Origin of the sequence: Rheinheimera oceanensis, assembly GCF_018831085.1 — a bacterium.
In the GTDB taxonomy this organism is placed as follows: Bacteria; Pseudomonadota; Gammaproteobacteria; order Enterobacterales; family Alteromonadaceae; genus Alishewanella; species Alishewanella oceanensis.
The window spans coordinates 55,081-72,023 of record NZ_JAGPNM010000013.1 but is presented as its reverse complement, the minus strand read 5'-3'; the positions used below and the strand labels follow the sequence as shown (position 1 = coordinate 72,023).

Annotated in this window: 12 protein-coding genes and 1 tRNA gene; 6 read left to right on the top strand and 7 right to left on the bottom strand. The window is 45.4% G+C overall.

The features are described from left to right. Positions 1 to 242: 242 nt before the first annotated feature. Positions 243 to 319, top strand: a tRNA-Val gene (locus tag J3B89_RS19530). 264 nt (positions 320 to 583) lie between these two features. On the opposite strand, the gene J3B89_RS19525 is transcribed toward J3B89_RS19530, so the two are convergent. Then, entirely contained in the window at positions 584 to 814 is a 231-nt protein-coding gene (locus J3B89_RS19525; protein WP_215399315.1) for a helix-turn-helix domain-containing protein, read from the bottom strand. A 320-nt stretch (positions 815 to 1,134) separates the two neighbouring features. On the opposite strand from J3B89_RS19525, the gene J3B89_RS19520 reads away from it, so the two are divergent. The 3 genes from J3B89_RS19520 (at position 1,135) to J3B89_RS19510 (ending at position 5,511) form a co-directional block, all read left to right on the top strand. Next, the gene (locus J3B89_RS19520; protein ID WP_215399314.1) at positions 1,135 to 2,331 is read left to right on the top strand and encodes an Arm DNA-binding domain-containing protein; all 1,197 of its coding nucleotides are present in this window, start codon (positions 1,135 to 1,137) and stop codon (positions 2,329 to 2,331) included. Positions 2,332 to 2,418: 87 nt separating this feature from the next. After that, complete coding sequence (locus tag J3B89_RS19515; protein WP_215399313.1) at positions 2,419 to 5,274, top strand: AAA family ATPase; 2,856 nt, start codon at positions 2,419 to 2,421, stop codon at positions 5,272 to 5,274. Between the two features lie 66 nt (positions 5,275 to 5,340). After that, positions 5,341 to 5,511, top strand: a complete 171-nt coding sequence (locus J3B89_RS19510; RefSeq protein WP_215399312.1) for a hypothetical protein — start codon at positions 5,341 to 5,343, stop codon at positions 5,509 to 5,511. Positions 5,512 to 5,578: 67 nt separating this feature from the next. Here J3B89_RS19510 and J3B89_RS19505 read toward each other — a convergent pair whose 3' ends face one another. The 5 genes from J3B89_RS19505 to J3B89_RS19485 form a co-directional block, all read right to left on the bottom strand. Then, positions 5,579 to 5,782: a hypothetical protein gene (locus tag J3B89_RS19505; RefSeq protein ID WP_215399311.1), complete on the bottom strand. Its 204-nt coding sequence runs from the start codon at positions 5,780 to 5,782 to the stop codon at positions 5,579 to 5,581. Positions 5,783 to 6,149: 367 nt separating this feature from the next. Next, the gene (locus tag J3B89_RS19500) at positions 6,150 to 7,586 is read right to left on the bottom strand and encodes an efflux transporter outer membrane subunit (protein WP_215399310.1); all 1,437 of its coding nucleotides are present in this window, start codon (positions 7,584 to 7,586) and stop codon (positions 6,150 to 6,152) included. Beyond that, positions 7,583 to 10,726 (bottom strand): efflux RND transporter permease subunit, encoded by a 3,144-nt coding sequence (locus J3B89_RS19495; RefSeq protein ID WP_215399309.1) that lies wholly within the window; start codon positions 10,724 to 10,726, stop codon positions 7,583 to 7,585. Before J3B89_RS19495 ends, J3B89_RS19500 begins: the two co-directional genes overlap by 4 nt. A gap of 23 nt (positions 10,727 to 10,749) precedes the next feature. After that, positions 10,750 to 11,898 carry an efflux RND transporter periplasmic adaptor subunit gene (locus J3B89_RS19490; protein ID WP_215399308.1) on the bottom strand — a complete coding sequence of 383 codons (1,149 nt, stop codon included), beginning with the start codon at positions 11,896 to 11,898 and terminating at the stop codon, positions 10,750 to 10,752. A gap of 46 nt (positions 11,899 to 11,944) precedes the next feature. Beyond that, the gene (locus J3B89_RS19485; RefSeq protein ID WP_215399307.1) at positions 11,945 to 12,598 is read right to left on the bottom strand and encodes a TetR/AcrR family transcriptional regulator; all 654 of its coding nucleotides are present in this window, start codon (positions 12,596 to 12,598) and stop codon (positions 11,945 to 11,947) included. A 348-nt stretch (positions 12,599 to 12,946) separates the two neighbouring features. On the opposite strand from J3B89_RS19485, the gene J3B89_RS19480 reads away from it, so the two are divergent. After that, a complete protein-coding gene (locus tag J3B89_RS19480) occupies positions 12,947 to 13,801 on the top strand; it encodes an Lnb N-terminal periplasmic domain-containing protein (RefSeq protein ID WP_251372585.1) in 855 nt (284 codons plus the stop codon). 2 nt (positions 13,802 to 13,803) lie between these two features. Next, complete coding sequence (locus tag J3B89_RS19475; RefSeq protein WP_215399305.1) at positions 13,804 to 15,777, top strand: esterase/lipase family protein; 1,974 nt, start codon at positions 13,804 to 13,806, stop codon at positions 15,775 to 15,777. 41 nt (positions 15,778 to 15,818) lie between these two features. On the opposite strand, the gene J3B89_RS19470 is transcribed toward J3B89_RS19475, so the two are convergent. Further along, positions 15,819 to 16,943, bottom strand: a complete 1,125-nt coding sequence (locus tag J3B89_RS19470; RefSeq protein WP_215399304.1) for an ABC transporter permease — start codon at positions 16,941 to 16,943, stop codon at positions 15,819 to 15,821.

The following is a 16,943-nucleotide window of genomic DNA, read 5'->3' as shown; positions in this document are numbered from 1 at the left end:
AGATCATGAAAGACATCTAGCCAGGATGCTTGGCCGAAATCTATAAGGCGTCAATACGTCCTAAAATGGACGCTTACGTTGCAGCTCACCCCGCAACGTTAAGTTACACCACGTTGCCAGGGCGGTGAAAAATACAGCAAACTGCCAATGCAACCATAAAAACACTTGCCATTGCCCCAACGGCGCAATAACATAGCCGCCGTTGTCTGCCAAGCTAAGCGTTGGCCTGCAATCAGAAGTGTGCGTCCTTAGCTCAGCTGGTTAGAGCACCACCTTGACATGGTGGGGGTCGGTGGTTCGAGTCCACTAGGACGCACCAACAAATTCAAACAAAAACGCCACTCAATGAGCGGCGTTTTTGCTTTTAAACCACTAATAAATTGTGTCTTTTACTTTAACGCAATTTTTTATTCAAACAGACATCGCCAAATAGTCTTTTCATTAATTTTTCTATTTTTGATACAAAACCACTGCTGTGACCATCTTGTGACCAAATCTGATTTTGGGCTATTGTGTTGTGATAAAAAAAATGACCACCCTATTGAGTGGTCACATTTTAATTTTTCTCGCCATTTATTCCGATTTACTCAGGATCTTTGACATAAACCATAATGTCTTCGACGTTACAGTCAAAGAAGCGGCATAACGAATCGATAGCACTCGTTGTTGTCGAGTGCTTCATATCTGGATTTTGCATTTTGGATAATGAGGTACGGTTTACCCCCGTATGCTGAGAGATTTCTGCCAGCGTAACCTTGCGGTTTTCACGCTTTTCTTTCTCAGCAACTAACTCTTTTATCCTGAAAAGGATCATGCTTCCCCCCAAAAAAACACAAATGTTCTTTGACAGAACATAAATCCTCTGCAATAATGTTCTCTGAAAGAACAACCGGAGGATGAAAGCTATGTCTCGAACCCTTATTACCACAAGAGAACTGTCAGCAAAAATACAGTTTAGCGCAGGTTACATTAACCGTGTTCTGAAAGACACCGTATTTCTGGAAGGGATACATTATATCAGGCCATTTGGTGGACGGAAGATTTTCTATATCTGGGAAGCCGTAGAGACTGAGTTGTATATTCATACCGTTCGTCCTAAGCAACTTATCCCAATGGCAGCTGGGAGAGTTTGCAATGGCTAGTATCAGCTTAAGAAGTAACAAACTCGTGCTGGATTTTCGCTACAAAGGTATCCGCTGCCGCGAGCAAACCGCCTTATCCGACTCGAAAATAAATCGGGCAAAGCTAACAAAACTTGCCAACGATATCGAAGCTGCGATCCGTTTACAGCAATTTGTTTACTCAGATTTCTTTCCTGGTAGCCCAAGGGCAGCACAGTTTGCTGAGCTTGACAGTAAAATTAAACAACAAAGCAATCAGCTAGAAAAATCGATACCCTCGCTTTATCATGATTGCCCTACTTTCAACGCTTTTGCATCAGAGTGGTTAGCGGAACATGAGGGAGTTTGGAAAGCCAGCCACCTTGCTAATGTCAGCGCTATTTACGAAAAATATCTGCTACCCAACTTTGCAACCACCAGGCTAGCTAATATAAACCGAGCGGATATTTTAAAATTCCGCGCAAGCCTCACCAAGCCGCAAGGCAAAAATAAGCGCATATCCAACGATTGGATCAACCATATAATGGTGCAGCTTCACCGTTTATTAGCAGAGGGCTCAAAACGCTATAAGTTCGAGAATCCGTTTGTGGATATTGAGCCGCTGAAAATCGAAAAACCGCTAATTAATCCGCTGACACTGCAAGAAGTCCGTATTTTTCTTGCTGGGGTCAGATCCGATTTCCGACACTACTATACTGTGCGATTCTTTACCGGTTTAAGAACTGCAGAAATCGATGGACTGAAATGGAAGTATGTTGATTTTGAAAGGAAACAAATCATTGTTCAAGAAACGATCGTCAACGGAAAAGTTGAAACGCCGAAAAACCATAGTTCATACCGTTCAGTAGCTCTATCAAAACCCGTTATAACCGCATTGTTAGCACAAAACGATCTCACTGGTCACAACGACTATGTGTTTTGCAATAGCGCCGGTAATCCACTGGATCATCGCAATATCACCAAGCGGATCTGGAACCCGACCTTACAGTTACTGGGGCTACCTTCCAGACGTGCCTATGAAACTCGACACACCGCAGCAACTTTGTGGCTTGCAGCCGGAGAAAATCCTGAATGGATCGCAAAACAGTTAGGGCATAGCACCACAAAAATGCTGTTTGAACGCTATAGCCGCTTTATACCTAACATGACGCGGCAAGATGGTAGTGCCTTTGAAACCTTGCTTGGGCTGGTTGAGGGTAATACCTCTTAAAACGAAACAAAACTAACGAAGCCGCTTAACCGAGTAAAACTACTATCAACATCATATCCAAATGTCACTCAGGCAACGAGGTCTTATATGAACAACATCACTAAACCAATTTACGCAGCAGATAAAGACCAAACCGCTAGCAACATGGCCGCGAAAAATGTCATGCAAGCAAACAATATTTTTTTTAACGCCAACCCCTTAAAGTTAAGGGCAAATGATGTGCAAACCGGGTTATTTATCGAACAATTGACCTACCTGGTGACAAGTGAAAGCTTTGCAGCTAACACACTAACAAAATTTCATAGTCAAATTAGTAGCAAAGAATTGGTCCCCTGCAATGATGCTATGGTTTTTGCGGCACTGTTAGGTGTCCCATCCATTCTCGCAACGATTGCTAAAAGACTTAATCGTGCCAGTGCGGCATTTCAATTCCCAGAAAAAGTACTGCAGTGCCGCCAAGTGATGCATTCAAACATTGATTATCGAACTTTTGCTGCAGATGCCAAAACAACCACTCAAAGCTGGTTTCACTACGCAAGTAAAATACTTAACGTTATTCATTGGACACCTCAGGCTCAATACCTCCTAAGCTGTGTTTTGCAAGCAGCACCAGATCGTGAACATGTACAACTGGACTTTCACAATCTAACCATGCTGTTTCAGGGTAATGTGCAATATCACAGTTATTGTTCAGATGTACTCAAAGCGTTTTGCCAGAAAAATTCGCAACCACTCACCGCCCTGTGCACGCAAAAAAAGCTGCTGCAATTTAGAGATTTTTGTCAGCAGAAAGTTATTGGACAAACCGAAGCGATGAATAAGCTTTGTGAAATGCTGGGTTGCGCTTTTAGCAACAGTGCTATCTATGGTCCTTTGGGGGTCACAACATTTATGGGCAGCCCCGGTACTGGCAAGACATCATTGGCAGAATTAGTTGTTGATGGCCTAAACCAATTCTTTTCGCCTGGCTATCAGTTGTTGTCACTGAATATGGAGCAATATTCCCACAAAGATGCAGCAGCAAAATTATTTGGATCTGGCTCGCAGTATGTAGACTCTGCACTGGGTGATTTAACAACAGCCGTGCTAATCAACCCCAAGACGGTCATCCTTTTTGATGAAATTGAAAAAGCACACCCCCATGTGCGTCAAGCTTTATTAAGCCTACTGGAAAAAGGTGTGGTGCAAGATCATACTAGTAAAATGTCTGTCGATTTCAGCCAATGCTTTATCATTTTTACAACTAACCTCGGTAGCCAGTGTGCCATGTTACCAGAAAGTAACCATATTAATTTGCCCTCGCTACTCATGAATGAGGCAAATGAACACTCGTTATCACCTGAGCTCATCAACCGCTTAAGCAAAGGTTACATTTCGCTATTCCGGCCATTAAAAATTGAACACTTATTGGATGTGGCAGAAGCGCAAAGCCAACAGCTAGAAGCAAATCAACCAATAATCTGGCCAAACAATACCGCAGAAATTTTGCTAGAAACTTTAGGAGGGGAACTTAACCCTCGGACCATTAAAAGTCAGGCGAGCAAACTGCAACAGCAGATTCTGCAGCACCTTTTCTCTAGAGGTATCGAAGTGGAGCACAGCACACCCATCTTCATTGATATCCCTGAAGATATTTCAAACTCTCGAATTGCGGTGGTCACAGACAATGTTGATCTGGCTAAAAAGTTGAAAACGATATTTCCCTCGGTAGAAGTGTTTTATAACGTGCGTGGATTTATAAAGTACAATCAACACTCGTCGGTCGACGCCCTTTTACTGCATAACATTGAACTACCACCAGATGTTGTGATTCAGCAAAAACAACCGCTTCAGATATTTCGGTTTGGCAGCAATTTGGTAAAAGATGCTGTGCTAACTGCAGCCAATATCAAGTGTTATCCGATAGATACATTGAACAAAAATACGCTGCAAGCTCTGCTAAATAAAGTAGCAAAAAGAACACGCTTACTCAGGTCGGCTGACAGCTACCGCAGACGTAATATGCAAGTGCATTTTGATTTTCAAATCAAGCAAGAGAGCAAGGGCATAACGGTGCAATTGGTCAATCCAATTTATTCAATTCATTTCGACCACAAAGACTTTCCGCAGGCATATATGAAAGTGCCTTACATTCCTCAGCAGAACTTTAACCACGTATTTGGTATGGACGCACTTAAGCGGCAATTTAACTTCATCATCAAATGCCTTCAATCAGAAAAACTAGTAGAGATCGACATACCAGCAGGGATCTTACTCAGCGGCCCGCCGGGTACAGGGAAAAGCCATTTTGCCAGAGCCGTTGCAGGTGAATGCGGTGTTCCGTTTATTTCTGTCAATGCAGCGGATCTGATGCAAGGAAATGTCGTTGCTAACATCAATCATCTTTTCAAAGTAGCAGAGCAATACGCGCCGAGTATTGTTTTTTTGGATGAATTCGACGCGATTGCAATGAGTCGCTCACACCAAGGCTCACTTAATCACCTTGCCGTAAATACCTTGCTAACCCGTATGGATGGTTTTACCAAGCAAGCTCAGCCCGTTTTTGTGTTAGCTGCAACCAATATGGCAGAAAGACTGGACCCTGCTGTAATACGTCATGGCCGGTTTGATAAAAACGTTGTCTTTAGCTTACCAGACTTATCTGCTAGAAAAGCCTTCATTATAAATCTGTCTGAAATGTATGCTCTTGGTTTATTGGATAAAGAGTGCGACACGTTGGCCAAAATGCTAACTCAAAAAACATTTGGCCACATTCAAACTCTTTTTCGGGAGTTTAAAATCGAAACGCTTAGCACCCAACATAAACGCGATCCACATACGATGTATCAATTGTTGCTAGAACATATTGCAGATAGTCAAAGCAGTATAAGTCTGCAACCACTGGCTGAAGTGATGTTTAATCAATTAAACACACAATCAGGCACAAAGCACGTATTGCATTAAGGAAATTGAACACTGCTTGAGCGATACACTCCAAAAGTGTTTTCATAACTATGAAACAGGCTAGCTTTGAAATATCTTCAGGAAGACGAAATGTACCGGGTGCCGTCAGCCTGCTCATTCGAGATTGCGGAGTTCTGCATACAGTACGCAGATGATTTTGAAGCCATGTTCGGCTTATCACCGGATGTTTTTATGGAAGTGGCCATGTATCACTGGAGCATTATGACCAAGCGTTAACCTAACGGCGGGACATCCCGCCGTTTTTTACTAACCATCAGTTAGCCTTGCAACCTTTTTTGCAGGCTCAATCATGTTTATGAAAGTCATACCAAGCAACTTCTATTGGATCAGGCCCTGTATCCCCATCAAGCTGGTTCACTCGTATGTGGACTTCATCATCAATTGATGTGAAGTCCTCGTCAAGTTCCCAATCGTCATGAACGTCACTGCTGTCGCCATACTTAGCTTCTAAATAGCTTTTCTTGCCATAATGTGAATTAGCTATCAAACGATTTCTTGAGTGAGTAGCACGTTATGTTGTCAACGTTGACGACTGATATTCTTAACTTGTGATTACGCTTTTCAATTTTAGGCAGGTTTAAGAGAGTAAATGGTTGAATTACCCCTGCCAGATATAGGCCAGGTGCTTATTAGACATACTACCATACATGTCGGGTGCTATGTATCGCCAGCTCAAGGCGGATAGATATTCTATCTGTCTTGTAACATATCCATCCAGACATACCACACGGTAAACTGTATTCCTACACATTCTCTAGCCTTCCAGGGCGCAAAAAAAGCCCAATCTTACACTATGTAAAACCAGGCAAATTTATCGGTCTTATCTAAATAATACTAGCTGAAAGCTTACTAATTCAGTTATCAGTTTGCCAACTACCGCCAAAAGCCTTAAATAGCGTGGTATACGCTAACAAGTGCTGACGCTTGGCATCGGTAACAGAAATTTCGGCATTCAATAGCTCTCGTTGATTGGCTAATAACTCAAAAGAACTTATCGCTCCGGCGTTATACTGTAACTGCGCCAGCCGGTAACTTTCGGTCAGGGCTTGATGTTGCTCTGTATACGCTTGTGCCCGTGTTGCTGAAATGTGTAATAGCGAAATAGCATCTTGCGCGTCACCCACAGCAGCAAGTACTGTTTGTTGATAAGCGACATTAGCCTGCTCACGCTGCGCCTCTGCACTTTCAACCTGCCGCGCCAACCGACCGAAATCAAATAGTGGTGCTGCTAGATTCCCGGTTACTGACCAATGCTCTGCACCAGAACTAAACAAATCACTACTGCTTAGGGCAGAGCTACCTCCCACAGCATTCAAGTTAAAGCTCGGAAATCGGGCGGCTTGCGCAATACCGATCCGGGCATTGGCCGCCATCAGATTAGCTTCCGCCGCCCGCACATCGGGTCGGTTTAATAAAAGTTCTGATGGAGTATGCGCAGGTAGCTTATCCGGTATACTTAAATCCGCCAGGGAGCGCTGACCAAAACTCACTTTACTCAGCAGTTCCTGTGGACTATACCCCACCAGAATGGCAAGGGCGCTTTGGCTTAACTGCAATGTTTCTTGCAAATCTGGCAGCATGGCCGTTGCTGAAGCTAGGGCAGCTTTACTGCGCTGCAATGTTAATTGGTCAGAGGCACCCATATCATAGCGGCGCTGTTCTATTGTCAGCGATTGACTCAATGAATCTACATTAGCCTGGAGAGTCAACAGCTGTTGCTGCAAGGCCTGTACACTAAAGTAATAGCTGATGACATCAGCAGTCAGGGCTAACCTGACTGCGTCTGCCGCCAATATTGATTGTTCTAACAAGGCGGCTGCCGCCTCACGTTGCCGACTTAAGCGCCCCCATAAATCAATTTCGTAACTCAGCATCCCGGTCACACTGTATTGGCTATTAACCGTATTCCCACCGGGGAAAGCAACCATAGCGGCAGCAGGTTGCTGTTCTCTGCTTACGGCAGCTTGTGCCGACAAGGTTGGCCAACGATTTGCCCGCTCAAAACCGAGTTCTGCGCGAGCTTGTTCAATACGGGACAGCTGCAGTTGCAAGTCCAGGTTATCTTGCAACGCACGTTCTACCAACGCATTCAATGCGGGGTCATCGTATTGTTGCCACCAGTTCTGCCACTCGGCTTGTTGCTCGCTACGCTGAGCGATAGGTGATAACCACTGTTCTGGCAAGGCGATATCTGCTTTTTTATAGTCAGGCCCCATAGTACAACCACTAAGCAAACTGGCTGAAGCTATACTCAGCGCCACTAAGGTTAATTTTAAACTGTGCTTATTCATTGTTCAGGTCCTTGCATAGCAGATGATTTAACGTTTCTATTGCGGTACCAGCCACTAAAGTCTTCTAACACTTTATAGGCCAAAGGTACGAAGAATAAGGCAAGTGAACTGGCAGCTATCATGCCACCTACCACCACAGTGCCGATTTCCTGACGACTCGCTGCACCTGCACCTGACGCAAACATCAGTGGTAAACACCCGATGATAAAAGTCGCGGCGGTCATGATAATCGCCCGAAAACGTTGGCGTGCCGCAGTAATAGCAGCATCAGTAGAGCTCATCCCCTCTTTACGGTTTTGCGCCGCAAACTCGACGATCAAAATCGCATTCTTGGCAGCTAAACCAATAAGCACTAATAAACCTACCTGAAAATAGACATCGTTAGGGAATCCCCGAAGCATTGAAAATAGCGCCGCCCCAAAAACACCAAAGGGTACGGCAGTAACAACAGCAAACGGCAAATTAATCCGTTCATACTGCGCAATAAGTATTAACACAACCATCAACAAGCCCAACCCAAAAGCTGAAGCGGCCGCGCCAGACGCAGCGTCTAATTGATAAGCTTCGCCGACCCAGCCCATTTGGATATTAGCTTGATCGCGAAAACCGTTAATAACCTCATCCAGTGCCATTTTTGCTTGGCCGGAGGTATAGCCGGGAGCGGGATCACCCATAATTTTAGCTGCAGCGTACAGGTTAAAGCGATTCAACACATCAGCACCTGTCACGCGTTCTGCGGTCACTAGCTCACTTACCGGCACCATTGCACCGCTGTTTGCCCGCACATAGACATCCCGCAGATTTTCCGGTGACTGACGATATTCACCGTCTGCTTGCATATTGACTTGCCACAAGCGACCCCGGTAAGAGAAATCGTTAATGTAGCTGGAGCCAAAGGTAGTTTGCAGGGTGCTAAACAGCGCGTTTAAAGGTACATCCATAGTTTGAGCTTTTTCGCGGTCAACTTGCAGCATATAGCGCGGTACATTGGTTTCCAGCATACTACGCACACCGACTAATTCCGGCCGCTGATTTGCTGCCGCAACCACCTGCTGCGCCATATTATTGAGTGCATCTGGATCAGCCTCGCCGCGTAACTGCATATAGCCTTCTACACCACCGGTTAAAGACAGCCCCTGAATGGGTGGTGGCACAAAAACAAACACATTGGCTTCTTGCATACCAAAGCCCATGCCCATAATCTTTTGTGCAATTTCCTGCGCACTTAACCCTGCACCGGTACGTTCACTCCAGTCTTTTAAATTTATAAAACCGGCCAGCGAGTTGGTGCGCATCGAGCTGGTTAAAATGTCAAAACCGGCAAAGGCAATAAAATCCTCTACCCCATCCATTGCCAGAATTTGTTCTGACAGCTGATCACGAAACTGTTCACTGCGTGCCAATGAGGAGGCTGGAGGTAATTGCGCAACGGCCAGAGCTATACCTTGATCTTCAGCCGGTACCAAGCCAGTTGGCATACGGCTGACTAACACCACGGTGACAAGACTAAAACCGATAAAAAGGGCGATGCCAAGCAGCCAGCGCCGGATTAAAAATGATACACCAGCCACATAGCCATTCGTCAGCTTATCGAAAAACCGGTTAAACAGTGCAAAAGGCGCAGAGACTTTGTGGCTTTGTTTATCTAACAATAAGGCACACATAGCGGGCGTTAATGTTAGTGCAACTACACCTGACACCACGACCGATACGGCAATAGTTACCGCAAACTGCTGATACAGCTCGCCGCTTAAACCGCCCAGAAAAGCCACCGGTGCAAACACAGCTACCAGCACTAAGGTGGAAGACAGCACCGCACCGGAAACCTGCTTCATGGTTTCGATGGCTGCATCTTTCGCTGTCATGCCTTTTTCAGCAATAAGTCGCTCAACGTTTTCCATCACAATAATGGCATTATCTACCACGATGCCGATGGCCAACACTAAACCAAACAACGTCAACATATTAATAGAAAAGCCTAACGCCAGCATCCCGGCAAAAGTACCAATAAGTGATACAGGTATCGCCGCAACCGGAATTAAGGTGGCGCGAATATGCTGTAAAAACAAAAAGGTAACCAATACCACAAGCACCACTGCTATTAACAAGGTTATGATAACTTCATCCACCGAAATCTGAATAAACTCAGTGGTATCGTAGGGTATCTGATAAGACAATCCGGCCGGAAATTGCTGTTGTAAGTCATTTAACACATTATGAATATTCTGAGCCGTTTCGAGCGCATTGGCACCCGGCTGCAAATATACCCCCAGCGGTACACTGCCTTGGTTGTTAAAGGCAGCGGAAAAACCATAATCTTGCGCTCCCAACTCTATACGCGCCACATCCCCCAGTCGAATAGCATTACCTGTTTCATCTGAACGTAGAATCACCTGAGAGAATTGTTCCGGCGTAGTTAACTGAGTGTCGGTGGTAGCGGTGTAAGTAAACGCTATACCGGACGGGCCGGGTGTTGCACCAAAACGCCCGGCAGCATACTGCGCACTTTGATCGCGTATTGCATTGGTAATATCCGCCGAGTTTAAACCATATTCGGCCAATTTAGCCGGATCGGTCCAGATGCGCATTGAATAATCTTGTGCACCAAACAGAGAAGCATTACCTACCCCCTCTACCCGCACCAACTCATCCAAGACATTGAGCAGTGCATAGTTACTAATATCTAGTTCACTAATGCTGTTGTCATCAGAATACAGAGCAATAACCATCAAAATATTGGTGGAGCGCGATTCAACTCTTACCCCTAAATCGCGAACCGCTTGCGGTAAGCGTGCGGTAGCAGCTTGCACCCGGTTATTAACATTAATGGTCGCTTGATCCGGATCGGTGCCCATTTGGAACGAAACGGTTATCTGCAACATACCTGAATCGTTACTGGAGGTTTCCATATACAGCATATCATCTACGCCGTTTATTTCTTGCTCCAGTAGTGTCGCTACTGAGTTACTTAATACATCAGCGCTGGCCCCTGGGTAGGTTGCGGTGACCACGACTTGCGGTGGTACAACATCGGGATATTGCTCAATGGGCAGTGCCCTTAAGGCAACTATGCCGGCGATCATAATAATAATAGAGATAACCGATGCAAAAAGCGGTCGGTCAATAAAAAAACGTAACATAATTATTAGTCCTTGTTGGCTGATTAGCCGTTAGTGATCTTTACCGCAACGCCGTTGCGCAAGGCAACCTGACCATTAACCACCAGCTTATCGCCTGCTTGTAAGCCCGTGAGGACGACTTGTTTACCGTCGATAACCGGACCAAGAGTCACTTTTTTAGCTTCAGCCTGATTACTGTTATTGACGACAAAGACTTGTGGGCCTTCTGCCCCTTGGCTGATCGCACTGGGTTCGACTAAAATAGCCTGCTCGAAGTGCTGGAGATTCAGTGCGACACGTACGAATTGACCTGGCAGCATGTTATTATCGGCGTTATTGACAATCGCCCTTAGCAATACACGGCCAGTGGCAGGGTCAACGCTAGGCGCCTGATAATTTAGCGTGCCTTTTATTGCGAATGCTGCACCCTGCTCTGAGATGAATTGGATGTTTTCAACTGCAGCACGCTGCTCAATGGTATTATCGCGATAGCGCAACATATCAGTCTGCGGGATAGCAAAATGCACCTGAACCGGATCTATCTGTACCAGTTCAGTAAGAATTGCGCCTTGCGCAATCAGATTTCCTTCAGACACAGTTTCAACTTTTACTACGCCACTTATTGGTGCCTCTACTCTGGTATAACGCAGGTTTCGTTGCGCATCATTTAAAGCTGAACCGGCACGGGCAAGTCGCGCATTCGCTGCTGCAAACAGAGCCTGAGCCTGATCATATTCTCGGGTACTCACCGCATTTTCCCTAAAAAGCTCAGCTACCCTGTCCCATTCTCGCTGTGCTTGTAGCTGATTAGCTGTAGCTTCATCATGCTCTGCTGTTGCCGTGTCGAGCGCCAGTTGAAAGGGCTCTGGGTCTAACTGAAATAAGGTCTGACCTTTTTCAACAAAGCTGCCTTCTTCAAAATGTCGTTGTTGCAAAATACCACTGACTTGCGCCCGCACTTCAACCTCCCTGGCCCCTCTTACCCGGGCCGGGTATTGCACTTGGTAAGTTGCCGCTTGCGTCGTGACTTCTGCAATTGTTACCGGCATCGCTGGCGCCGCAGCGGCGCTTTTCTCTTCTGATGTTTCACCACCGCAGGCGCTTAACATTAAAACTGCACTTAACATACCAGCAATGTTAAGCCAGCTCAGGCTTTTTCTGCCTGACAAAGTTGGCTTGGTATTAAACGTCATAGGGGGTTTCTCCGTAGTTACAAAAAGTACAATGTTAAAAAACTTGTTACTGTCGCTGGATAAGCTTTAGCGGGTCGTCAATCTGCATAATGCCGTGTATATAAAATGAAAAAACTTGTTCTAACCGGCTAACTGCTGTGACTGGAGGCTGCTTTGCCATGGTCATATAGAGGCTACCGTGCAATAACTCACCACACAGTGAAGACATCTCTTCCGTGCTCAGCTCAGGTCTTACTGGGTAATGTTGCTGGATATCGGCGAAAATAAACAACCATTTATGAGATTCTTCATTTTTTAGCTGAAAATATATCGGCATAATTTCACGGCCAAACTCGGCGCGCTCATGTACAAAAAGTTCTATTGTTTCAGGATGCTGGTCAAAGTACTTAAGAAATACTCGCATCATTTCATAAAGCCGGCTCAGCGGCTCAAGATGGTTATCTCGCACGACCTCAAGACGCCTGACTAGTAAGTTCAACTGATAGTGCATCGCCGCTTTAAATAACACTTCTTTAGTTGAAAAATAGCGATAAACCGTGCCTTTACCAACACACGCCAGATCAGCAATCGCTTGAACATCGGCTCTCTGATAACCGCGATCAGCAAAAACTTGTGACGCGGCAAACAGAATCTCATCTTCTCGTTGCCCGGCACTCTTGTGTACCCGTTTAGGTTCACTCTCATTAATTTTGGCTTTCATATATCACTCTATTTGGTTAAGATAAATTTCGGACTGACTGGTCAGTCCGAAATTTAATCGTAGTTTAATTTGCATGTCAAGCCAAAACCATCGTTGGTTTAAAACTGCGAATTGGCTATTTCAGTTGCGAAGATTCTGGTTTAGGTATAGCTACGTTGCTATGGTATTAGCTATCAATTTGGAAACTCTATGTATATCTCTATGTTACGCTTACTTCTTTGCTTGGTACTGTTAATCACCACAGCATGGGGAAACCTGGCGCTGTGGTATCAATTAGATAATTACTCACTTACTCTGCGTGTATTGCTAATGACAAGCTGGAGTATCTTAGGTATCGCTGGTGTAATAATGCTAGCGTATCGACCTCTGCAAAGAATACGTAAAACCTTAGTTGCCTATCTGCTCTTAGCTGCCATATTATTTTTTTGGTGGCAAACTATTACCCCCTCACATCAGCGTGATTGGGCCGATGATGTTGCTTATTTGCTTAAATCGGAGCTAAGCGGTAACCAGGTCACACTGCATAATGTCCGTAATTTCGAATGGCGTAGTGAAAGCGACTACACGCCAAACTGGGAAACCCGCCACTACAATTTAGAGCAGTTGGTCTCAGCTGACTTAATTCTTTCCTATTGGATGGGGCCGCATATTGCACATACTCTGGTTTCCTTTGGTTTTGATAACGGCCAACAGCTGGTTTTTTCGTTAGAGATCCGCAAAGAGCGGCATGAGTCCTTTTCCGCCATAGGCGGTTTCTTCCGACAATTTGAGCAAGTGATTATTGCAGCAGATGAACGAGACATTATCCTAACCAGAAGTAATGCCCGCCAAGAGGACGTTTATCTGTATCCTTTGGCATTAAACCCGCAGCAACTTCGTACCCTGTTTTTGGGTTACCTGACAACGGCAGAGTCACTGCGCACCACACCGCAGTTTTACAATACCCTAACAAGCAATTGTACAACCATTGTGTTTGATCTAGCCCGCCAGATTGCACCAGGTATACCCCTAGATTACCGGCTTTTGTTGTCAGGCCATTTTGCCGAGTATGCTTATGAGCAGGGCGCTTTAATACCAGGTTATAGCTATAGTCAGTTACAAACTTCGGGTTATATTAATGTTCGCGCGCAACAAGCCAACGAAGATCCCAATTTTTCCCGTGCGATCAGAACTGATATAGCCGCAATTTCCAAAGAGGATTAGTAATGACCTTAGGCTTTAACAAACTTGCCTGGCTATTTTTTATCCTGCTGTGTTCAGCCTTACTTAATGCCTGCAGTACCCTAAAGCAGTTCGATAGCCCGGTTGCCGTTCGCTCAATGAATACTGACGAGTACATCAGAATTAAACGGGGCGATGTGCTTACCAGCAACAGACCTAGTGCGGCCTCTATAGAGACGATAAAAGTAGCTGGATTAGATGTTAGCGCCTGTCTCAATTTAGATAACCCGGGCCATGAATGCATTGCCGCACTGCTGCAAACAAGCGGCATTAATGATGAAAGACGTTTATCTACTTTGTCAGAACTGTGGGTGCAGCAGGCGCTGTCAACATCGCAAACAACAGCCGCCGAAGCACGTCTGCATGCCTGGCTGCAAGCTGCCCGCTATGCTTATGCTTATCTGTTTTTTACTAACCGCTCTGCCGGAGAGCGAGCATTTGAAGACCGACAAACTCAGGTACGTGATTATTACAATTTAGCCGTGCAAGAGACGGCTACCATTCTGTTTGAAGCGCATGGTCAGAGTAGTAATGTCAGTTCTGACATCGCCCCATTTTCCATGAGTGGCTGGTTAATCAAAACAGATTTGTCAGGAACCAATATTGCGCAAAGTGAGCAACCGATCCATAACTTATTTGCCGCTCCCTCTCTAGCTTTTACGGGGCTTCGCAGTCAGTATCGACGCGATGGTTTTGGTGCAGAGTTGGTTGCTGACCGAAGCGTGAAAACTAATGCTGGCGTTCTAACCAGAAATAGCGATAGCAAAGATCACGTTGCAGCCAGACCGACCTGGAGCGAGATGCCGTACCCGGTTGTTACCGCTTTATTGCGCTTTGAAAGTGATTCCCTTGCAGATATTTTAGCCACTACTGAAGTGACTTTCGCGGTGTATGATCCTTACCGGTACTTTGCTACCCAGCTATACGAGCAACATATCCCTTTAGCCGGACACTTTACCGCAGGCTATGGGCTGTGGCTGGCTCAGGCGGGTTTTGCCCGGCAGTCGATACGTACCTTACTGGGCCGTGAGCAAAACTTCGACAAACCACATGTATACTTGATGCAGCCATATGATCCGGATCGAAGGGTTATCTTAATGATCCATGGACTGGCTAGCAGCCCTGAGGCCTGGGTAAATGTAGCAAATGAAATAATGGGTGATGAAATACTGCGCGAAAAGTTTCAGGTGTGGCAGGTATATTATCCCACTAATATTCCTATTCCGATTAACCACTTCGAGATCCGTAATGCCATCAATGCCGTGTTTCATCATTATGATCCACAAGGCTCGGCCACCGCATCAAACAACATGGTCGTGATAGGCCACAGCATGGGCGGTGTTATAGCGCGGCTAATGGTTTCGTCTAGTGACAACCTAATGCACGAATTGCTCCAGGATGTTGAGTTCAAACCCAAACAGCTGCAGCGCATTGAAGAGCGCTTAGGCCCAATATTAAAATTCTCTCCTATGCCTGAAGTGTCTCGGGCAATCTTTATTACCGCACCTCACCGAGGTACTCCCTTTGCAGGACAAAGATTAGGCCGTTTTGTCGCAGGCATGATCAAACTGCCGTTAACTATTCTTGAGGATTTTGCTGATGTACTGCAGGGCAGCGCTGATGCTAGCGGAACAAACCCAAAGCATCGGCTATACCTCCCAAACAGTATTGATAACTTAAAAGCAGATGATAGCTTTATTTTAGCCTCTGCTAAGCTTCCAATTTCCTCGACAGTGGACTATCACTCTATCATTGCCAGAACGCACTCTGATGGAAAGCTAGAAGACAGTGATGATGGCTTAGTTCCCTACCAAAGCGCTCACCTGCCTGAAGCGGTATCTGAAACAGTTATTGTCTCTGGCCACAGTGTTCAGGAAACCGCTGCGGCTATTTTAGAGATTAAGCGTATCCTGTTTGACGATTTAGAAAACACTGCAGCCATTAATATTATAAATTAAACCTAAGAAATAAACGTATGCTGGCCTTAGCAGACAGTTGGTCACGCCATTTGCGTAATAGCTTTACGAAAACGTGATAATGAAAAGGTAAATAAAACACTGCCGATAATCACTAGCCAAAGAAATTGGGGCCAAACAACATCCAAGCCGGCACCACGATAAAGAATAGCCTGCGCTTGGCTAACAAAATGAGTGGTGGGTGCCGCCAGCATAATATTTTGGACTAGATCAGGCATACTTTCTCTTGGCGTAGAACCGCCGGAAAGCATTTGCAGCGGCAATAAGATAAGTATCATCAGCATGCCAAATTGGGGCATATTCCGAGCAAGGGTTGCAATAAAAATACCTAATGACGTTGTTGCGAACAGATGTAAAGCAGCGCCCAGCAGGAACAGCATGACAGAACCTTCAATTGGTACCTTTAAAGCGCCTTGAATCACAAAAGTCAAAGAAAACGCGGCCGCAAACAACACTACAACGCCCATCGACCAAATTTTTGCCAGCATAATCTCTGTGGGTGTAACAGGCATTACCAGCAAATGTTCAAGGGTACCGTGTTCACGCTCTCGTATCAAGGCGGCGCCCGTTAGGATAATCGATAGCATCGTCACATTATTGATAATCTGCATGACGGAGCCAAACCACACCTTTTCCAACGTGGGGTTAAACCTAACCCTTAATTCAAGATCTACAGGGGTTGACGCTAGGCCGCGCTGATGCTGCAAAAATTCGCTGATTTCCGCCATGATAATTTGCTGAATATAACCGCTGCCGCTAAATGCCTGACTCATTCGGGTTGCATCTGTACTGAGCTGTATATTGGTTATGTTCCCAGCTAGAATATCGCTTTGAAAGTTAGGTGGTATATTAACCACAAAAGTATAACGGCCTGAGTCCATTCCAGGGTCCATCTGCTGCAGAGAAATTAACTCGGGGGTGTTAAACTGTGGCGGATAAAACGCCGATACAATGCGGGCAGAAAGTGGTGAAGCATCTTCATCAACTATCGCTATCGGGGCTTTATGCAATGTCTCTGGCATAGCAGTGGCTGTGGTATAAACCGATATTGTAAAGGTATAGAAAATCAGAAATAGCATGATTTTATCACGCCTTAAACTCCAGAGTTCTTTCACCCCTAAGCGATAAATATTAGCTAATGCTCGCAT